The sequence below is a fragment of the Vibrio gazogenes genome (assembly GCF_002196515.1).
Classification (GTDB): Bacteria; Pseudomonadota; Gammaproteobacteria; order Enterobacterales; family Vibrionaceae; genus Vibrio; species Vibrio gazogenes_A.
In genome coordinates this window covers 1,115,012-1,136,277 of sequence record NZ_CP018836.1, presented here as the reverse complement: position 1 = coordinate 1,136,277, position 21,266 = coordinate 1,115,012, and the positions used below count along the sequence as shown (strand labels likewise).

General features: G+C 43.6%; 18 protein-coding genes. 8 read left to right on the top strand and 10 right to left on the bottom strand.

Translation table 11 applies throughout. From position 1 onward, the window contains the following. The first annotated feature begins 78 nt into the window (after nucleotides 1-78). The 5 genes from BSQ33_RS20645 to BSQ33_RS20625 all read left to right on the top strand — a co-directional run bounded on the left by BSQ33_RS20645 (nucleotide 79) and on the right by BSQ33_RS20625 (nucleotide 3,937). Nucleotides 79-891 (top strand): helix-turn-helix transcriptional regulator, encoded by an 813-nt coding sequence (locus BSQ33_RS20645; RefSeq protein ID WP_198298207.1) that lies wholly within the window; start codon nucleotides 79-81, stop codon nucleotides 889-891. A 115-nt stretch (nucleotides 892-1,006) separates the two neighbouring features. Next, nucleotides 1,007-1,378 (top strand): RidA family protein, encoded by a 372-nt coding sequence (locus BSQ33_RS20640; protein WP_021021302.1) that lies wholly within the window; start codon nucleotides 1,007-1,009, stop codon nucleotides 1,376-1,378. 195 nt (nucleotides 1,379-1,573) lie between these two features. Further along, entirely contained in the window at nucleotides 1,574-2,851 is a 1,278-nt protein-coding gene (locus BSQ33_RS20635; protein WP_021021301.1) for an Nramp family divalent metal transporter, read from the top strand. Further along, nucleotides 2,823-3,272, top strand: a complete 450-nt coding sequence (gene mntR, locus BSQ33_RS20630) for a manganese-binding transcriptional regulator MntR (protein ID WP_198298206.1) — start codon at nucleotides 2,823-2,825, stop codon at nucleotides 3,270-3,272. Before BSQ33_RS20635 ends, mntR begins: the two co-directional genes overlap by 29 nt. 467 nt (nucleotides 3,273-3,739) lie before the next feature. Continuing rightward, on the top strand, nucleotides 3,740-3,937 hold the full coding sequence (locus tag BSQ33_RS20625) for a hypothetical protein (RefSeq protein WP_021021299.1): 198 nt from the start codon (nucleotides 3,740-3,742) through the stop codon (nucleotides 3,935-3,937). Nucleotides 3,938-4,222: 285 nt separating this feature from the next. Here BSQ33_RS20625 and BSQ33_RS21725 read toward each other — a convergent pair whose 3' ends face one another. The 9 genes from BSQ33_RS21725 to BSQ33_RS20585 form a co-directional block, all read right to left on the bottom strand. Further along, nucleotides 4,223-4,396: a hypothetical protein gene (locus BSQ33_RS21725; protein ID WP_157721470.1), complete on the bottom strand. Its 174-nt coding sequence runs from the start codon at nucleotides 4,394-4,396 to the stop codon at nucleotides 4,223-4,225. A 15-nt stretch (nucleotides 4,397-4,411) separates the two neighbouring features. Further along, the gene (locus BSQ33_RS20620) at nucleotides 4,412-5,416 is read right to left on the bottom strand and encodes a hypothetical protein (protein WP_088135201.1); all 1,005 of its coding nucleotides are present in this window, start codon (nucleotides 5,414-5,416) and stop codon (nucleotides 4,412-4,414) included. Nucleotides 5,417-5,512: 96 nt separating this feature from the next. After that, nucleotides 5,513-6,517 carry a tetratricopeptide repeat protein gene (locus BSQ33_RS20615; RefSeq protein ID WP_088135200.1) on the bottom strand — a complete coding sequence of 335 codons (1,005 nt, stop codon included), beginning with the start codon at nucleotides 6,515-6,517 and terminating at the stop codon, nucleotides 5,513-5,515. Between the two features lie 15 nt (nucleotides 6,518-6,532). Then, nucleotides 6,533-7,531, bottom strand: coding sequence for a tetratricopeptide repeat protein (locus BSQ33_RS20610; RefSeq protein ID WP_088135199.1), 999 nt, complete (start codon nucleotides 7,529-7,531; stop codon nucleotides 6,533-6,535). 15 nt (nucleotides 7,532-7,546) lie between these two features. Further along, nucleotides 7,547-8,614 (bottom strand): hypothetical protein, encoded by a 1,068-nt coding sequence (locus BSQ33_RS20605; protein ID WP_157721469.1) that lies wholly within the window; start codon nucleotides 8,612-8,614, stop codon nucleotides 7,547-7,549. A 36-nt stretch (nucleotides 8,615-8,650) separates the two neighbouring features. After that, nucleotides 8,651-9,661 (bottom strand): hypothetical protein, encoded by a 1,011-nt coding sequence (locus BSQ33_RS20600; protein WP_157721468.1) that lies wholly within the window; start codon nucleotides 9,659-9,661, stop codon nucleotides 8,651-8,653. Then, complete coding sequence (locus BSQ33_RS20595; protein ID WP_088135196.1) at nucleotides 9,658-13,293, bottom strand: LysM peptidoglycan-binding domain-containing protein; 3,636 nt, start codon at nucleotides 13,291-13,293, stop codon at nucleotides 9,658-9,660. The genes BSQ33_RS20600 and BSQ33_RS20595 overlap by 4 nt, the downstream gene beginning before the upstream one ends. After that, a complete protein-coding gene (locus BSQ33_RS20590) occupies nucleotides 13,290-13,814 on the bottom strand; it encodes a DUF4123 domain-containing protein (RefSeq protein ID WP_157721467.1) in 525 nt (174 codons plus the stop codon). Before BSQ33_RS20590 ends, BSQ33_RS20595 begins: the two co-directional genes overlap by 4 nt. Before the next feature lies 1 nt (nucleotide 13,815). Further along, nucleotides 13,816-15,921, bottom strand: coding sequence for a type VI secretion system Vgr family protein (locus BSQ33_RS20585; protein WP_088135194.1), 2,106 nt, complete (start codon nucleotides 15,919-15,921; stop codon nucleotides 13,816-13,818). A 279-nt stretch (nucleotides 15,922-16,200) separates the two neighbouring features. Here BSQ33_RS20585 and BSQ33_RS20580 point away from each other — a divergent pair, with 279 nt between their 5' ends. Beyond that, nucleotides 16,201-16,548, top strand: a complete 348-nt coding sequence (locus BSQ33_RS20580; protein WP_420070641.1) for a cysteine-rich CWC family protein — start codon at nucleotides 16,201-16,203, stop codon at nucleotides 16,546-16,548. A gap of 38 nt (nucleotides 16,549-16,586) precedes the next feature. On the opposite strand, the gene BSQ33_RS20575 is transcribed toward BSQ33_RS20580, so the two are convergent. Next, a complete protein-coding gene (locus BSQ33_RS20575; RefSeq protein WP_088135193.1) occupies nucleotides 16,587-16,934 on the bottom strand; it encodes a HopJ type III effector protein in 348 nt (115 codons plus the stop codon). 405 nt (nucleotides 16,935-17,339) lie between these two features. On the opposite strand from BSQ33_RS20575, the gene BSQ33_RS20570 reads away from it, so the two are divergent. Then, nucleotides 17,340-19,253, top strand: coding sequence for an ATP-binding protein (locus BSQ33_RS20570; protein ID WP_232472034.1), 1,914 nt, complete (start codon nucleotides 17,340-17,342; stop codon nucleotides 19,251-19,253). A gap of 51 nt (nucleotides 19,254-19,304) precedes the next feature. Beyond that, on the top strand, nucleotides 19,305-21,260 hold the full coding sequence (locus BSQ33_RS20565) for an ATP-binding protein (RefSeq protein ID WP_088135191.1): 1,956 nt from the start codon (nucleotides 19,305-19,307) through the stop codon (nucleotides 21,258-21,260). Nucleotides 21,261-21,266: the final 6 nt, after the last annotated feature.

The following is a 21,266-nucleotide window of genomic DNA, read 5'->3' as shown; positions in this document are numbered from 1 at the left end:
GAGAGGAAGTGTGATAATGATCTTTTGGCTATGTTTCAACCTCAAATAAGATATATCCAAACCACGAAGGGCTCAGAAATGGCAAATATATATCACGATGTTCCTGTAGAGATAGAGAATGGCGGATTGTTCATTTCAAATGGGAGTGGCAGGCATCCAAGAAGAATTATTGACTCTTTTGAACTTATTTTTGTGCAACGTGGGACACTATCGATTCAAGAAAATGATCAGCAGTACCAGCTTGGTGCGGGTCAATGTTTACTGCTTTATCCGCACTGTGAACATATGGGGATTGAGGATTACCCAGATGATTTAAAGTTTTACTGGGTTCACTTTCGTCTGTCCCGCCATAGTAAAGATTCGGCCTCTCAGCATTTCATTCACTTACCAAAATTGGGGCGAGTTGACGATGAATCAAAAGTGACCTCATTGTTTAATTTGTTATTAAACGAACAAGAACTGGTAGACGACAGACTGTCATTAAACCTGCTGCTGATGATGATTATTGGTAAAATAAGCAATAAGAATGCAAATGAATCTGAGCCCAAGCCCGTCAATCTGGCGTACAACGCACGTTCGATTATCAAACAGTTCTATCGAGAACCGATTACCCCATCATGGGTGGCTCAGCGCTTGCGATGTAATGTGGATTATTTAGGCCGGGTCTATAAACAGACTTTTGGAACCACGTTGACAGAAGCCATCCAGACACAAAAGATTCATGCTGCAAAACAAGCGTTAACGGATGCAACCCACCCTATCCAGTTTATCGCTCGCGGCGTCGGCTACCAAGATGTTGGCTACTTTAGACGCGTTTTTCTTAAGTATGTTGGCATGACCCCTTCAAATTTCCGCAAACTACACACGATTCGATCGGTGAATTCTGAGTAGTTTGAGCAACATTGTTTAAAAATGAATGCGGTAAAAATTAAACTCGTTGTATATTTAGCGCCCAAAAGCCCGCGCATACGCGCTAATAAAATGTAATGTTCTAGGGAGAAATCAAGTGGTTGAACGGGTTACTTACGAAAACTTGCCTCAAATTGCCGGGCCTTATGTTCATGCAACGAAGCACAACAAAACGCTTTATATATCAGGGCTTACAGCTTATGGCACAGACGCCCAAACCTTAGGTCTGACAGCGCAGACTAAAGAGATTCTGGAACAAATCTCAGAAATCCTTAGGCTAGAGAAACGCTTAAAAAGTGATCTGGTGAAGCTAACAATTTTTGTTCGTGACATGTCTGCGTTAAGCAGCATCCGAGAGCTATTATTTAATTTCTATGAAGGCAATTTACCAGCATGCTCGTTGGTTGAAGTTTCCAAGCTCATTCATGCAGATTTGCAGATAGAAATTGAAGCTGTCGTAGCGCTGTAAGTTCGAACATAACGCGATGTGATAGCGCACTCAAAAATTCGGAGTGTGGTGTGATGGGGCATCATACACCGATGTAAACCCGCCCTTAGTTGATAACACTTATCATTTCAATAGGTTTAAACGATTAGATTTTAAACAGCCATTTAACCGAATATAAGATCATTAACCAAGGTTAACTTATATGAGGTAAGTTAAATGTTGCAGGCAATTTCGAATAATTCTGTCCAGTATCAGGCGACAAACATACTGCGAGGAAAAGCGAAAGGTTTTAGCTGGATGGTTATGTTCGGTCCTGCTTTGATCGCTGCCGTTGCATATGTTGACCCTGGTAATTTTGCGACAAATATTGAGGCCGGAGCGAAATATGGTTATGCACTGCTATGGGTTGTGCTGGCCGCGAATCTGATGGCAATGTTGATTCAGGGTATGTCTGCCAGATTAGGCGTGGCAACCGGCAAGAATTTAGCCGAAATAATACGAGATCGTTACCCGAAACCTGTCGTCTGGTTTTACTGGATACAGGCGGAGGTTGTTGCTATTGCCACCGATTTAGCCGAGTTTCTGGGTGCCGCTCTGGCATTTAAACTGCTGTTTGATATTCCGATGATCTATGGTGCACTTTTGACCGGTGTTATCACATATTTAGCGCTGCTGACCCAACGGCTTGGATTCCGTTTAATGGAAATTGTTATCGGTGCAATGATTCTGGCGATTGCGAGTGGGTTTGCGACGGAGCTTCTGTTAAGCCGCCCTGATATGGTCAGTTTAACCAAAGGGATGTTTATTCCTGATTTCCCGGATAGTTACGCGGTTTATCTGGCATCGGGTATTCTGGGCGCAACCATCATGCCTCATGTGATTTATCTGCACTCCGCGTTAGCAACAGACCGGATCAAAGCATCAAATAATCAGGAGAAAAAAACCATTGCCAGATTTTATCGTATGGATGTGATTGTCGGGATGGCACTCGCCGGGATTGTCAACATGGCATTACTCGCATTAGCAGCCTCGGCATTCTACGCTAACGGTTACCACGATGTGGCGACAATATCGGAAAGCTATCAGCTACTTGCGCCATTAATGGGCAGTAAAATATCCAGTATCGTATTTGGTGTCGGGCTGTTACTGGCGGGATTATCTTCATCGATTGTGGGGACGATGTCCGGGCAAGTATTAATGCAGGGGTTTGTCCGCTTTACCATTCCGATTGGTGTCCGTCGTCTGATTACGATGATTCCGGCTCTGGCTGTCATTATGCTGGGCGTTGATGAGCAAAAAGCATTGGTCGCGAGTCAAGTCGTACTGAGTTTCGGTATCCCGTTTGCTCTGATTCCGTTAGTTATTTTCACTGCACGTCGTACCATCATGGGTGATATGGCAAACAGTAAACCGGTAACCTGGATAGGTAGCCTCATTTGTAGCTTGATCATAGGATTAAATATCTATGTCATTTATTACACGATCGTATCTTAACGTTATGCCTCAAGTGAAACAGAGCAGTGCCTTCAGTAAAGTTAAAGAAGACCATCAGGCTGAATTGGTTGAAGATTATGTAGAAGAAATTGCGGATTTGTTCGAATCCCGGGGAGAAGTCCGCAGTGCTGATTTGGCGAAACGGTTTGGTGTCAGTCCGGCGGCGGTGTCTAAGTTTATTTCTCGTTTGAGAAGTGCCGGGCTGGTTGAATCTGAACCATACCGTGGCGTGTTTTTAACACCGGAAGGAAAACAGTTAGCAGAAAAGGTGGCCAGAAGACATCACATTGTTTATGAAACGCTGATCAAAATGGGCGTTCCGGAGTCCAGCGCAAAAGCAGATGCGGAAGGCATTGAGCATCATTGCAGCGAAGATACCGTGAAAGCAATGCAGCGCTATCTGATGCTTTCGGAGGAATAAACCAGAGGTGAAACAACATCCCATAACATGATGAAAATTTGATGTTTTCTCATTCATACAGGAATAAGTATCTTTCTATCACATCTAAATCATGAGTTTGGCAATAGCCTGACGATCGAGAGATCATTCAAGTCATCGCTTCCAAGAGACAACTGTTAACCCACCCCCAAAATCTCATACTTTTTTCATACTTTTATTTTCCCAAAAACAGATAACCTACGCTCTGCACTGGCAAAATCCGGTGCCGGGCGTAGGAACTCGTAACAACTCACAACATATATGATTGCTAACTTCATGTTGGTTTTTTATTATGTACGGCTTCAGCACATCTGAATTATGGTGGGCTGGACAAGGCAGCTTCTGCTGGCCGTATCGTGAGTGCGGTATTCCTACACCTTGTTTCAGTTCACCACTCAGAGCGTAGGAACTTTGTGTGGTGGTAAAAAATGACTCACGGAGTATCACCTATGTACGAAACCATCCCTTACGATCACCAATTCGCCCAAAAAGCCCGCGAATACCTGCGTCAGCTAGAAGAAATATTTGAAGCCGAACAGCGGCACAATAGTCAAGAGCTGCGCAATGTGCTGCTGTATCTGAATAATCTGATTACCACCCATTACGTGCGCTATCATGAAGAGCCGGATGAATCAGATTTGGTGTGATGATTGATTGGTTGATTTAGTTTTCGAGCCGCAGTTGCGGCTCGTTTTACAAGTAAACAAAGTAAATGAATAAAATATAAATTCCCGTCAATTTTCTTAAAAAATTATTCATATACAACATCTACAGGTAATTTTTAAATTTATTCATCTTATGTTTTATTCTGAATATGTAATTATTACAACCTTATAACTCTTTCGATGATGAGTAAAAATTAAACACTCATGCGGTCACCCTGAGTGTGGAGCCTGCTTTAAATTGCTCGCCGGTTTTAAACTGACTAACGCCTAACCAAAACATTGCTCTGGCATTGCCTTGCTTTGCTTTGCCAACGGCTCAAATACAGCCTGAGCTTGCTTATATTCCTTCTGGTTAAACAGAGCGACGCCTTCATCAACCGATGTTGCAAAGGCATTCACAGAAATAATCAAACACAGACTAGTTATTATTATTCGGATCATCTTTCGTATATCTTATTAAGGATTAAGCAAAGCATTCATGTTAGAGGATTCATCGAGAAATAAGTTAGGTTTGACTTTTTTCAAAAAATCCTTTGCTCTTTCCTCTATTTTATTTTCCTCATCAGAAGAAATTAATTTGACAACTTTATTCTCATTATTTTTAGTCCTTATTAGAACCTGCAAATTAAAATCATCTTTATACCCAAGACCTTGAGAAACAAGAGAATAAAAGTATAGTTCTTTTAATTTGTTATAGTCCTCAGCAGTTAAATTTTGGATATCAACATATGTATTAATCTTGTGATATATAGGATATAGGTAATGAAATAGGCCCGCTGCTCCACTGTCATAACCTAGCTTCATCGCATCATGCAAAAAATGAGCACTATTTTTCATTTTATACTTACCTTTTTCATCAAGGTAATACAAAGCAACCATTGCGGGAGCATAATGATGCTGTGCAGCATATTGAAGTAGCTCAACTCGCTTCTTAATATCCATCGGGATGCCACAACTCGCCATCCGATACCAGCCATCCTTCACGCCTTTTTCTGCCAGTTCTCCGCCCCTTTTCTTATTGAGAATGGGCACATAAGTCCACCATGGTTTCCCTTTTCTATACAAAAGCGTACAGATAGCGTTACCATTACCTTGATCGGCTAGCACTTGTAAAGTCGAAAAGGCTTTATCTCTCCAACTTGGGTCGCACGGCCAACCCAGATAATCACAATAACCATTATCTTTTGGCGACATCATCAACATTGCCCAAGGGTTTCCTGCCTCTGCCGACTTCAGCAATGTATGCCCTGCTTTAAATTGCTCTCCCGTTCGAAATTGAGTGACACCTAGCCAAAACATCGCCCGGGCATTCCCTTGCTTTACCAACGGCTCAAATACAGCCTGAGCCTGCTTATACTGCATCTGGTTAAACTGAGTAATACCGTCATCAACTGTTGCAGCGAAGCTTTCATATGAAAATACTGTCACATATATTAGTAGTGATTTTATTATTTGATTCATTTTATAATCTTTTTGTAATTTATCTATTAGATTTTCACTATAATAAATAACAATTACCAAATAATTCGTGTGAGAGAATCAATGCTCTACCAATAATCATCGAGCAATAAGTTCACTGACTGTTGAATCATCTAAAAACATATTTATAGAAATATTCCTGGTAAATTCTTGCACTTTCGATTCCACTTCTTTCATCTCATTTTCCGATAATACATTCATCAGAACTTTTTCCCCTTTATTATTTATAACCATTTTTCTGATAAGAGATACTCTATCTTCTCCACTAAAATTCTTTTCAATCAATGAATAATAATAAGCATTCTTATAATTTTCCTTCATGTCATTGGATAAATGTTGAATATCAGACTCAGTTTCTATACTTGGTAGTTTATCTCTAAAATGAAAATAAAGAACGAATGCACCAGTGCTATAACCAAGGGATAATGCTCGCTTTGCTAACTGAAAACTATTATTAATAGTGATTTTTTTTGAATCGTTAAGATAGTACAAATAAATCATTGCAGGTGCATAACCTTGACTAACCTCATACTTCAGTAACTCAATATTTTTTTTCATATCTATTGGTATATACATATTGTAACTAACGGCATTATACCCACCGGCTTTGACTGCTTTCTCAACCAACTCGCCATATCTTTTCTGTTTTAAAACTGGTACATAAGCCCACCATGGTTTCTCACCCCAACGCAGCAAAGCATACATCGCCTTCCCGTCACCTTGATCGGCTCGTTTTTTCCACTCCACTATAGCTTTATCCATCCAATCTTCATCACACGGCCAACCCAGATAACCACAATGACCATTATAGCTTGGCACCATCAGATGCATCGCCCAAGGATTTCCTGCCTCTGCGGCTTGAAGTAGTGTGGAGCCTGCTTTAAATTGCTCGCCGGTTTTAAACTGACTAACGCCTAACCAAAACATTGCTCTGGCATTGCCTTGCTTTGCCAAAGGCTCAAATACAGCCTGAGCTTGCTTATATTCCTTCTGGTTAAACAGAGTGATCCCATCATCAACCGAGGTTGCGAAGGCATTCACAGAAATAATCAAACACAAGCTAGTTATAGCTAGTCGAAGCATCTCTCGTATATCTCATTAAGGATTTAGTAAAGTATTGATATCAGAAGATTCATCTAAAAATAAATTTGGCTTAAATTTTCTCAAAAATAGTTTTGCTTTCTTTTTTATTTCTTTTTCTTCATAAGAAGAAATCAGTGTAATAGTAACCCTTTCATCTTTCTCATCTTTAACCCATTGCCATGTAAGATAGTCTTTCTTACTCCCATAACCGCTAGCAATCAAAGAATAATAATACACTTTTTTAAATAAATCTTTTTCATCACTAGTCAACTGATTAAAATCTGACACCGATTCTAAGTCTGGTATTTTCTCTTGGTAATAATAATAAAAAGCTAATGCTCCTCCTCTGTAACCTAATTTTACAGCCTGATGAAGTAGATTCTCACTACCTTTTGCTTTATCAGTATTCTTCTCGTTAAGAGAATATAATTCAATCATAGCTGGTGCATAATTTTGATTTGCTGCATATCGAAGTAATTCAACTTGCTTCTCAATATTCATTGGGATGCCGCAGTTTGCCATCCGATACCAGCCATTCTTCACACCCTTTTCTGCCAGTTCGCCGCCTCTTTGCTTGTTAAGAATGGGCACATAAGTCCACCACGGTTTCCCTTTTCTATACAGAAGTGTACAGATAGCGTTACCATTGCCTTGATCGGCTAGCTTTTCTAATACAGAGAAGGCTTTATCTCTCCAGCTTTGGTCGCACGGCCAGCCCAGATAGCCACAATAACCGTTATCTTCTGGCGACATCATCAACATTGCCCAAGGGTTTCCTGCCTCTGCCGACTTCAGCAATGTATGCCCTGCTTTAAATTGCTCTCCCGTTCTAAACTGGCTGACGCCTAACCAAAACATCGCTCTGGCATCACCTTGCTTTGCCAAAGGCTCAAATACAGCCTGAGCCTGCTTATAATGCATCTGGTTAAACAGAGTAACGCCTTCATCAACCGATGTTGCAAAGGCATTCACAGAAATAATCAAACACAGGATAGTTATTATTCTTCGGATCATCTCTTGTATATCTTATTAAGGATTAAGCAAAGCGTTCATATTTGAAGACTCAGAAAGAAACAAATTTGGCTTTACTTGACCTAGGAATTTTTTCGCTTTTTCCTCAATACTTAACTGTTCTTCCGATGATAGTAAACTAACAAGCACAAATACTCCTTCTGAATTTTTAACAGGCTTATTCATATTTAATATAATATTATTTAAACCAAACTCTTTTCCAATCAAAGAGTAATAATAAACATCCTCCAATCCTAACTTTTCCTTTTCAGTCATATTACGAAAATCTGAAAGCTCATTGATTTTGAAATATTTTCTTCTTGCATTATAAAGTAAATTTTCTACACTACTAGGGTAGCCCAAACGTAATGATTCTTTTAAAAAATCACTGCTATTTTTTATATTATATTCATCCCGATAATCAATATAATATAGTTCAACCATGGCAGGCGCATATCCCTGAGCTGCTACATATTGGAGTAGTTCAACTTTTTTTTCTATACTCATCGGAATACCACAGCTAGCCATACTATACCAACCATTCTTCACCCCTTTTTCTGCCAGTTCTCCGCCTCTTTGCTTGTTAAGAATGGGCACATAAGTCCACCATGGTTTCCCTTTTCTATACAAAAGCGTACAGATAGCGTTACCATTACCTTGATCGGCTAGCACTTGTAAAGTCGAAAAGGCTTTATCTCTCCAACTTGGGTCGCACGGCCAGCCCAGATAGCCACAATAACCGTTATCTTCTGGCGACATCATCAACATTGCCCAAGGGTTCCCTGCCTCTGCCGACTTCAGCAATGTATGCCCTGCTTTAAATTGCTCTCCCGTTCGAAATTGAGTGACACCTAGCCAAAACATCGCCCGGGCATTCCCTTGCTTTACCAACGGCTCAAATACAGCCTGAGCCTGCTTATACTGCATCTGGTTAAACTGAGTAATACCGTCATCAACTGTTGCAGCGAAGCTTTCATATGAAAATACTGTCACATATATTAGTAGTGATTTTATTATTTGATTCATTTTATAATCTTTTTGTAATGTATCTATTAGATTTTCACTATAATAAATAACAATTACCAAATAATTCACGTGAGAGAATTAATGCTCTGCCAATAATCATCGAGCAATAAGTTCACTGACTGTTGAATCATCTAAAAACATATTTATAGAAATATTTCTGGTAAACTCTTGCACTTTCGATTCCACTTCTTTCATCTCATTTTCCGATAATACATTCATCAGAACTTTTTCCCCTTTATTATTTATAACCATTTTTCTGATAAGATATATATTATCTTCCCCTCCCCAATATTTTCCAATCAGGGAATAATAATAAGCATCCTTATACATTTCTTTCATTTCACGAGATAGGTTTTGTATATCAGATTCAGTTTCTACATTAGGCAATCCATCTTCAAAATGATAATAAAGAGCAGCTGCACCACCACTGTAACCAAGAGATAATGCTCGCTTTGCTAATTGAAAGCTATCATCAATAATAACTTTTTTTGTATAACTCATATAATATAAATCCACCATTGCAGGTGCATAACCTTGACTAACCTCATACTTCAGTAACTCAATATTTTTTTTCATATCTATTGGTATATACATATTGTAACTAACGGCATTATACCCACCGGCTTTGACTGCTTTCTCAACCAACTCGCCATATCTTTTCTGTTTTAAAACTGGTACATAAGCCCACCATGGTTTCTCACCCCAACGCAGCAAAGCATACATCGCCTTCCCGTCACCTTGATCGGCTCGTTTTTTCCACTCCACTATAGCTTTATCCATCCAATCTTCATCACACGGCCAACCCAGATAACCACAATGACCATTATAGCTTGGCACCATCAGATGCATCGCCCAAGGATTTCCTGCCTCTGCGGCTTGAAGCAGTGTGGAGCCTGCTTTAAATTGCTCGCCGGTTTTAAACTGACTAACGCCTAACCAAAACATTGCTCTGGCATTGCCTTGCTTTGCCAAAGGCTCAAATACAGCCTGAGCTTGCTTATATTCCTTCTGGTTAAACAGAGTAACGCCGTCATCAACTGTTGCAGCTAAGCTGCTATATGAAAAGACCATCAGGCAGCTTAGCAGTAATTTTATTATGTGATTCATTCGATAATCTTCCAGTTAATTTCTTTATATCCCTGTTGTTTCATCAGCCCCACATCACGGGCAGCCTGATAATATGGGAAATTCAATAAATCATAGTCGGCAATAGTTATACGATTATCTTTTTGATATAAACGAGTCCGATGAGTTAATTTTTCTATATAGCTAACAAAATTATTATAATTAATAATCATGAAACGATTATATATTTCATTTCCGAGCTCATCTTGCAATCTGTAATCATATTTATTCATTACACATCGAGCAAAGAATCTCTTGATTATAAGCAAGTTTTCCGCATACTTCTCCCACTGCTCGCCTTTATCCAGTGTGGTCGGGTCTTTCAGGCCCATCCGTTGCACGGCATTTTCAAAGCGATCCAGTTGTGAGGCTTTCGGGATAGTATATTCCGCACCCAGCCACTTAAAGATCTGTAATAGTGCCTTACTCTGAGCAGCATTCTGCTCTGCCAGTGAATTCGCTTCAGCATCAGATTCCCAGTTATACCAATGGTTAGGAATATCATGATAGTGGGTCAACACCGTTAACAGCTTGGCTAACGTCTCTGGCGGCATATTCTTAATCCATGCTGCATTCTTGTCGGTATAGGCAGGATTGTTGATAAAGTTTGCCACAAATGCCGCATTCTTTTCTTCCCGTGCCCGAGACTCCATTTTACTAATCAGCGTAAACGGCAACATCGCTACTTCACCCAGCGTCAAACCAAATGAAATCGCAACCGTCGTCATGGTATTCAATGCTTTAAATGTCTCATCGTCTCGCCCTTCTTCATCAAAAAAAGCAAACCGCTTAAAGCTACTGCTGTTTGTCATCGACAATAACAGACTGAAAAATGCATCAATATTCTGCGGGTTCAACTCGGCTGAAATTTTTCCGCCACAACCAATCCCCTCGGTCACACTCGCATTAAATATCACCACAAAACGACCACGATTGAAGGTCAGAGTAAACGAACATTGCGCGCCTATTCCCAAGGAGCCTCGGACACCGCCGCCCACTTTGAATAAGTTCAGAAAATCATGCTTCAGGCTCAGACTTTTGGCATCGGCTGCGGTCGGTTTCCAGTTAAAGGCACAATTGACCGAACCACCAACTTCCAGCCCCGCAAACGCTTTGCCCTCGACTTTGACTGGCGTATCCCCGTTCGCAAAGCCCGAGCTCGTCGGTGTCGTCCCCCGTACCCCAAACAGACCACTTGCTGTGTTGCCAAGATCCACTTCGGTTGCCAGATGCAGGCTTGCCGCTATCGTCCCGTAAACGGTGCCTGTCACCGCAATCTGAAAACTACCAATACGACGCTCCGCTTTAGTCTCAGGGAGTACATTGCCATTGGCATCTTTACCGCTATGAATATAAGGCAGCGCAAGCGGCATTTCCTGCTTGGGTAATATCAGCGTGATACTGCTCTGCCCGGCCGCGACATTCAGCCCCATCTTGAGTTCATATTTGCCTGCTGTGACGGTATTCCCAGAGTCAATATCCTTCTCTGTTGAAGCTGAGCCTTCTCCTGACCAGACAAACCGCATAAACTGCGCTGATGCACTTAAATCCGCACTCCCTTCCACACCAAACAAGTTGACGTCTTTCTTCACCCATGGGAAACATGCCATATCATCAACATCAGCGAGCTTTTTATCGCCCGACCAAGACAAAAATACACCGTATTTGGCTTCCAGTTTCTTGGCAATTGTCGGCATATCTCGCCATGCGGTGTTATTGGTCATGTTACCATCTCCGGTCGCACCGCCGGTTGTTGGCACCTGATAACCCACCACACAATTCTTGTGCTGCGCTAATTTATCACCTAATACCGGATGGTTTGATCGGATATACAGCCGTTTATCGGGTGCACTGGCTAACGCGCACTCGACAATATGACACTGAGCTTCACTATTAGTCGCATAAAGCTGATTGGTGAGGTTTTCTGGCTGATAGTCATGTTCATCCCAAATGAGCTGCATTGGTTGTTGCACCAAAACTTGGTCAGCAAATTTAGCCCCTTCAACTGTATAGTACAGTAATGGCTGGCTCTTCTGAGCTTCAGCCAACTCTCTCAGAGCGTCAATTCGAGTCTGACATTGATGCGCATATGACAAAATATCGCTCACCTGCGCCACATACGCCTGATTCTCACCAACCAGATCTTTAAAGTCCTGAATTCGTGTTGTCACCTCGCGTACGATCAACAATTGCAATACATACGCCGGATAATAACCGAGCGTCTCAACGTTGACTTGTGACAAGGCAGACTTCAGATGAGTTAAGGTCGAAGTTTGATCTTCAAACTTCTCTCGAATACGGTTTACCTCGGCTTTGCCACTCAGTAGTTGCGTTTCAGTCAGGCACTGCTCTTTTACCGCTACGGAAAGCAGATTCAAACCAACAATATGCGCCATCAACGTATAATAGCCGACGTTATAATGAGGAAAATCCCGTATCAGTTTATCAGCCGAATATCCATTGCGGCGTAAATACCAACTGGTTGTACTCCGTTCGGATAAACACTGGCGTATTGCGCTGTCATTACGGTTTTTCCATATATGGTAGAACTCTTCAACCCGATCTAAATCCACAATTTCAGTATCAGATTTTAGGTCTTTGATATCCGCAAGCACATTGATACTGCCGCGCTTTCGGTATTCCTGTACGCGATTCAGTAACTGAAATACAGCAGAGCCTTTGGCTGAAGAGTAATAACCAAAATCGGAAAACTCATAATTGAGTTCCCCCTGCGGAAGTTTGACGGACTGAGCAATTTTTTTGGCTTTTTCTTCATAATCAGCCACTTTGTCTTCAACATCTTCAAAAACATCATGCAGCAAACCAAGCATCGCTCTGCGATAGCGGTTTTTTTGATAAGTGCGTGCCACCTCATAGTTTTCGACCGCATTGGGCAGTTGCCGAAAATTATCTCCGTAGAGACTACAATACATCCTGTCCAGCGCTTCCTTTTGTGTCTTGTAGTACCGCTCTCTAGACTCTATTTTGCGCTGTATGCCCTTGACACCGATATCCGGGTTATCTTCTGGAAAGGTTAAGTCTTCCGGCTCATTTTCAACTTGTCGCCTTAACAATGCCTGTACAAACAAAGTCTCTCGGTAATTTTCTGCATCTTGGGTGCCTTCTTTGCGATCATTCATCTGCAAAAAAACTTGGTGCGACAAACTATTGAACGCATCAAGAATACCCAATTTCCCCATCTCAGCGACCCGCGACGCATTGTCCGGCATCGTGACGGCTTTTGCACAGACATCATGCTCGGTTTGCACAGCATCGACGGCTTCTTGGGTCAGAAAAAGGAATTTCTGCTCAGATTTCCCCTGCTCACCGATAAAGGAAGGCACATATAACACATCAACCACAGTGACATTTTTGCTACATTCAGATTGAGTAATCAGGGTATTCGGCAGCTTATTTTCTGGCTCTTTGTCTTGCGGTTGCCATTGCGCAGTGGCAGATTCTTCCGGCAAATTTAATGTATTCCCGGTGTAAATTAAGTTGATGTTTTTAATCTGCTCGGCATTGAGCTTTTGCAGTGTCTCAACAGTCGTATTGTACTGCTTTGCTAGTGCGGAGAGGGTTTCTCCCCGTTGAATCATATGGATCTGGGTCACGATAATAATTCCTCTGCCAGTGCCTTACTAATCATGAGTGGTGTCAGGGTCGGAGAATCAGACGGATTGGTCAGAGGCAATAATGCCTCGGCTCCCGAACTCAAAGAAGAAACTCGCAGTTCACGAGCCAGCCCACACAGCGCTGCAATTTGTGTTGAATCTAAATGCGGTAAAACGGTCATCAGAGATTTTGGTGAATAGAAACGGAATAGTAATAACCGTCCATCTTCCGAGGTAATCGTTATATGCTGCTGTAGTGATGCAATGATATCGGATTGCGGCAACATGCTGTCAAACTCAAAACAGAGACTACTGTCTGCCCAGCGTTTATCCGTTTGCCATTGCTGCCAGACGGCATCATTTTCACGAAAACCAATCCATAACGGGCTATTGTCTATCTGTGCTTGCCACGGCGTTCCCAGATAGAGTTTACCGTATTCAATATTCTCTCGGGCGCAAAAAGGTGCAGCTTCAGGCACACGAATTGCGTCAACCACAAGGTAAAGTTGCGTATCATCCATTTTATGCCCCCTGAACACATGTACAGTTTGTTTTTGTACAAGACCCATCGACCTGTCTCTGACAAACTTCCATCATCGGTAAATCCAGTTCTGCAAGCGCAGGAAGCGCTGCGGTCACACTCGGACTTTGTGGGGCAAGCAGTAATTCATCTGGCGCAACAGGGGCGGAGACTCCCCCCGGCAACAACGCGGCTTTACCGCCATAAGCGACCGCACTGCCGGCACTACCGCCGGCGTTGAGATTAATCGCAGCACCGGACAGGTTGACACTGCCGCTGTCGATGCTGATAAAGCTGCCACCGGCCGATAAGGTCAGCCCCGAGCCGGCTTCGGCCACAATCTTCGCCCCGCTTTTGAGGGTGATGGCGCTGCCGGTTTCGACCGCGGTCAGGCTGCCGATTTGCTGCTGTAAATCACCGCCGATGTCATGGCTCTGATCTTGGGTGATTTTGATCCGTTGCTCGCCGTCTACGGTCAGATGGTCGTTCATCTTGATGTGTTCATACCGGTCGTTCTCGACCGTTAAATGGCTGTCGTGGCGGATCAGCGTGGTCGCATCATGTTCAATCAGGGCTTCGGTGTCTTTCTGCGCATGGAGATAGACTTGCTCGCTTTCGGCCTGATCTTCAAAACTCAGCTCGTTAAAACCCTCCCCTTGGTGGGTTTCGGTCCGCAGCACGGTTTTGGTTTTGTTCGCCGGTAAAGGATAAGGCGGTACATGGCTGGCATTGAATGCCCGTCCGGTGATGAGCGGTTGATCCGGATCGCCTTCCAGAAAATCAACAATCACTTCGTGACCGATGCGCGGCACGGCCACCATGCCGTACTGACTGCCCGCCCACTGCTGTGACACCCGCACCCAGCATGAGCTCAGCTCATCGCCGTTGCTTTCGCGATCCCACGGGAAATGCAGCTTGACGCGGCCATGCTCGTCACAGTAGATTTCTTCTCCGGCTGGGCCGACCACCGTGGCGATCATCGTGCCGTCGACCCGCGGTTTATGCGTGATGGGTGATAGCCATAAGTTGTCACCGGGAATGGCGGTAAACTGGTTGGCATACGTGGTGGCACCACTGCCACCGGATTCTTCCAGCGCTTGGGGCTGACTGCCTTGATGCGCGACCTGTACCAGCAACCAGTTCTGATTCATCGCCGTGTCGAGGTGGTCGCTGAGGTCAAACCGCACCCCGGCCTGAAGCATCGCCTGATTACTTTTGCCGCTAGCAGTATGTGCATTGCGTCGCAGCGCATCGAGGCGGATTTGGCTGAACGCTTTGCCGCTGGCATCGTCTTTGTAACGCCCCGGTGCATCATAATATTCATAATTCGGCAACTGATAGTCTAAATCATTGGCTTCAACCGACTGTTTAAAACTGTAGGTCGGCTTTTTAAAGCTGTAATCCTGCATCCACACCGAGCTGACTTCAGACTGCTTGCGCGCAGTCATCGCCGACACATACGGGGTCTCAGACACGCCGCCGGACAACACGTTATACGGCACAGTGCCACCGAGTCGGGTAAAGCCTTCCGAATTGTCGGTCACCACCAGCGTATGTTTGTCTGCTTCGTGAGCAAAGTAGTACATCAGCCCTTCTTCAGCGGCGAGGCGGTGGAAGAAATCTAAATCGGTTTCGCGGTATTGCACGCAGAATTCACGCGGGAGGCACTCGCGCTTGGTGGAAAAGGCATAGTCGGTGATGTTCATTTCCTGTAACAGCACCGAGAGAATTTGCGGGACACTTTTCTGTTGGAAAATCCGGCTGTTGTGGCGCAGTGAAAGTCGTTCGAACGACGGCACCAGCGTCAGGGAATAAAAGGTGTGGTGATGGCCGGTATCGCCACGGCTAAAATTGCGGATGATGCCATGCACTTTCTGCACCACCTGCCCGTTGCGCAGCACTTCAAGCAGCGCGGTGGTATCGACCAGTTGCTCAAAGCTCAAATCACTGTTGCGACTGGCGAGTTCGAGATGATAACGATAGCCATAAACCGGATGCCCGCTGGCGTCCACCGATGCTGAAACAGATTCAAATCCCTGATAGTCACGAACCACCAATGACGCATCATTGACCCCATTGATCGTGAGCCTGAAACCTAACGTTGCCATGAAGAAAACCTTTGATGTTTGATTTGAGAGTGTCGATGTTTTGTTCTAATTTGCGTCGCCACGGCTGATTGATCTCCAAATAAACCCGCCAAGCGCGCGATGATGATTTATTCAACAACTTGCTATTGTATTCAATTTAATTTACCGAGTTCAGCCTTTATCAGTTCACTTTCATTACCAGATGCATTTTATTGAATGCATCTCTCAGTTTTTTCACATTTCCTCATCAATGCTCACCCGATAGCAAAATATTGCAACATCACAGGGCGATCTCTTATAGTGTCTGCCGTAATAAAAAATGAGTCAGTCGAAGTGTCAGAAAAAGCGATCAAGTCTCCGTGTGTGGGAAACTGTAAAAATGAAGATGGTCTTTGTTCGGGATGCTACCGAACCATGGAAGAGATCCGGCAGTGGCGTCATTACACGGATCAACAAAGAGAGCAGATTATGCAACGGCTGAACGGAACAGACACCTCTCATGCTTGCCCACAATGCGGAGAAGCGACCCATTGTGGTATCAGTGCCGGTGAGTCAGACTGTTGGTGTTTTCATGTTTCAACTCGGGAGAAAACAGGGGCCGCCCACTGCTTGTGTCGTCGCTGTCTTGCCCGACAGCCGCTGCGATAACAAAATCTTGTCGCCGTACCGCGCCCCTCAGTGCAACGTTATGCTTTTGCCGCTAATGCATGTCCCTCAAACTGAACCCCTGCCCAGCCGGTGCGCATAAAGTTACGGATATTCTGATGATCCTGATTTTCAGGGTGTTGTAGAACGTCCTGACGATAAAAGTCTCCAAAGCAAGCGAGCGTTTCTTCAGGACGCAACTGATGTAATTTCGCAAAGGAAAATATTTTACATGAACCTTGGTTTTCATGGACGTCATTGACCAACTCGCCATTGCTAAATCGGGTCGGCTTAAAATCATAGTTCTCATCAATCACACGCATCACACCAGCAAAATCAACTTGCTCTGGCGCATGACGGATCACATCAAGTAATTCATTACATGTCATATAAATTTTCTCTGTTAGTCGTTAGGGGCTGCTGGCCTTTCGTGGTTGAATTTTGTTCAATCCTGATGGGGTTATCGACACCGAGTCCACCACATCATTTCGGCAGGCAAAGCGAGAATGAGTCTAACAAAAATCATGTTGATTGATCATGAAAATGACGACATCGGTTTCTTTCCGCACAGCAAATGCCGTTTCTCCTCAGGCTTCTGTGAGTCTTGCCGACAGAATGAGGATTTTTTTAGCAACTATTGAGCAGAAAAACTTAATGTCATCAATAATTAATTTAGACGTGCTCGCGCAGATAGAAGTGCGTCTCTTGCAAATGACGATGATATGGACTGAAACCAGGGCATTGAAAATATGGCATCACCGACTGAAAAGCCGATACAAGAATCAGCTCAAGAGATGGAAGAGATGAAATCGATTCACCCACTGCGCAGCCGCCTGGGACGAAGAATCATTTTTATCTTGGTATTACTCAGTGGGACAATTACTTTTTTGGCGACCCTCACGCAGCTTTATTTCGACTACAGTAAACAATTTAGTAGCGTCGATCGGCGCCATCAAGAAATTCGGAATATCCACACCCACCTGCTGGCTTCATCACTGTGGAATTTTGATCTCACCATTTTGCAGCAAAGGGTCAATGGGCTGATTAATCTGCCGCATATCGATTATTTGGAAATACAGTCTGACAACTATAAAATCAGTGCCGGAACACCGGTGACGGGCCAAACTGTCAGTCATCTTTATCCGCTGACCTTTCAAGATCCGATCACCGGAAAATCAGAACAAATCGGTACGATTCGCGTTGAGTCGGATCTTCAGCAAATCTATAGCTCGCTGATGCATGACTTTTTGGTCATTCTGTCAATCAATACCATTAAAACGGCACTGGTCTGCTACCTGATTCTGATTATTTTCCACCACAGCATCAATCAACGTATTTACGCAATTGTCCGCTACCTGAGGCAATATAATCCCAGACACCGCACCCATCCCCTACGGGTCTACAACTATCCGATTATTACGCAAAAAAATGATGAACTATCTCTTTTATGCAATGAAACCAATAAGTTAACTAAAAATCTCACGATTTTATATCAGAATATTCGTTTCGAACAGGCACGTTTAGCGGATTTCGCTCACGTCTCATCTGACTGGCTGTGGGAAACGGATGCCATGCTGAAACTGGTATATTGCTCAGAAACCATGTTGGAAGTCCTTCATTTACAAGAAAACCATCGGTTGCCATTCCACGAAATTGAACAATTTCAAACGGCAATTCAGTTACAACAATCCTTAAACGGCAAGCAAAATTTCCACCACTGTGAAGTCGAACTCGATTTAAACGGACATAAAATGTGGCTGATGTTTCAGGCCCAAGCACGTTATGACAGCGAGCAAGATACATTCTTAGGTTTCCGTGGCACGGCGCTGAATATTACTGAACTCAAATCTGTACAAGCCGAGCTAGAAAAACTCAATCAAAGCTTAGAGCACACGGTTCAGGAACGAACGCATGATTTGGCACAGAGTCTCAAACAACTCAAACAGGCACAGGCACAACTGATCCAGTCGGAGAAATTGGCGGCACTCGGCGGATTGGTGGCAGGCGTTGCGCATGAGGTCAATACTCCGTTGGGGATTGCGGTAACCGCAACATCGCTCATTGAGGAAGTGACCGAGGAATTTGAACGAGCATTTCGAGATCAAACTTTAACATCCACCCAGTTTGTTGAACTGACGGAAAAACTGAAATCTGGCTCAGAATTACTACAAAACAATCTAAACCGGGCATCAAAGTTAATTCGGGACTTCAAACAGACCGCAGTTGATCAGGTGTCTGAAAATCATAGTAAGTTCAATATTTATCAGGTGCTGATGGCATTAATTACCAGTATGCATCCAGAAACCCGCAAGATTCCAGTGTCACCACAACTTGAAGGAGATGAGGCACTGATGATGACCAGTCTGCCGGGAACATTAACTCAAATTGTCTCGAATTTGATTATGAACAGCGTCGTTCATGCTTTTGAAGGTGAACATCCGTCACCGGAAATTCATATTAGATTCTATGAGGAAGGCCCGCATATTATTTTTGAATATCAAGACAATGGGATCGGCGTCCCACCCTCGTTACACGAAAAGATTTTTGAGCCCTTCTATACCAGTAAAAGAGGCCATGGTGGCTCGGGTCTGGGGCTCAACCTGGTGTTTAATCTGGTCACTCAAAAGCTGAAAGGTCATTTGAAATTTACCTCAGAACCGGGTCAAGGCGTTCAATATCGCATTCAGCTCCCGAAGACATTGAATTAATTTAAAAAGCACGTCTCGGGGTGAGCCATTGGCGGCTAAGGTCTCAAGAATATGACAACAGGTAAATACAGCACAGAATTGATTTCCCCGTTGCGAAGTCGTCTTGGGCGGCGCACGGTTTTCATTCTGGTGCTGCTCAGCAGTGTGTTTACATTGATTTCCACGATGACTCAGCTCTATTTCAATTACACACAACATATGGATCATATTGAAATACGCCATATCGAAATTCGAGACGTACACGCACATGTACTGGCTTCATTTATTTGGGATTTTAATCTGACACAATTGCAGCAGAGAGTTGATCACTTGGTGCTTTTATCCGATATTGATTATTTGAAGGTTCAGTCCGGTAATTATAGCCTTGCTGTTGGTAACCCACTCACTTCAGAGGTGATCCGACACGTTTACCCACTAACGATTCGCGAGCCGGTGAGTCATGAAACAGAATTGATCGGCACCGTTACCGTTGAATCGAGCCTTGAGAATATCCACAACATTCTGATTCATACGTTTTTGACGACATTAGCAATCAATACCCTCAAAACCATATTGGTATGTTATCTGATCCTTGTTATTTTTCACCACAGCATCAATCAACGGATATACTCGATTGTTCGTTTCCTGCAACGTTACACCCCGACGAACCCGGGGACACAACTTGAAGTCCGTCAGACACCATTTATTACACAGCATGATGATGAGTTATCGTTGCTGGTCAAAGAGACCAATAAATTAACCCAAAACCTCAGGGCTTTTTATCAGAGCAATCATTTGGAACGGACCCGCTCAAGACATTTTGCTCTTATATCATCTGACTGGCTCTGGGAAACAGATGACTCACTCCAACTAACTTACGCCTCAGAAGGTATGTTAAAAGCCTTACATCTATCAGGCAGCAATCCGGTCCCGTTCACGCAAGTTGAAGCATTGCAACCGGCACAGGATCTACACCGTTTTCTCGCTCAAAAACAGAGTTTCCAGCAGTGTGAAGTGACTATCATTTTGGATGGCATTCGACAATGGTTTGTCTTTCAGGCACTGGCCCGCTATAACGACATGCATGAATTTCTTGGATTTCGCGGAACGGCTCTGAATATCTCGGCGTTAAAATTCGGACAGTTGGCCTTAAAACAACTTAACCAAGAACTGGAATATAAGGTCCGGCAACGTACTGATGAGCTGGCACAAAATCTGGCACAACTCAAGCAAACTCAAACCCAGCTGATTCAATCAGAAAAATTTACCGCACTCGGTGGCTTGGTTGCCGGTGTTGCGCATGAAGTCAACACACCGCTTGGAATTGCAGTCACAGCGACATCGGTTACAGAAGACGTCAGGAAAACGCTGGAAGAAAGCTTCCATCATCAAACGCTCACCACCCACCAATTTACGGAACTCATCCAACGGTTAACTTTAAGTGTTGAACTGTTGAAAAGTAATCTCACCCGGGCATCTAAATTAATGCAGAACTTTAAACAGACAGCGGTTGATCAAATCTCCGAATGTCAGTGTCAATTTAACATCTATCAGATCTTGCAAGCCTTAATTGTCAGTATGCATCCGGAGACCAGAAAGGTACCGGTTGAGCCAGCGCTGGAAGGCGATCAAACCCTCACGATGAATAGTTTTCCGGGCTGTTTGACGCAGGTCATAGCCAACCTCATCATGAATAGCACACGCCATGCATTCGGCGATGAAAACACGCCCGTTGTCCCACAGATTATGATTCGTTTCTATGCAGAGGGGGAGTCGGTTGTATTCGAGTATATTGACAACGGTATTGGCATCCCTGAGTACTTACATCAGAAAATATTTGAACCGTTCTATACCACCCAAAGAGGGCATGGTGGCTCGGGGCTGGGCCTGAATTTAGTGTTTAATCTGGTGACCCAACAACTTCAGGGAACATTACAATTCTCATCAACGCCTGGGCAGGGTCTACACTACTGGCTCAAGCTTCCCAAGCAATTAAAAATTCAAACCCACGAAACCATCTCATCATGATTCAGG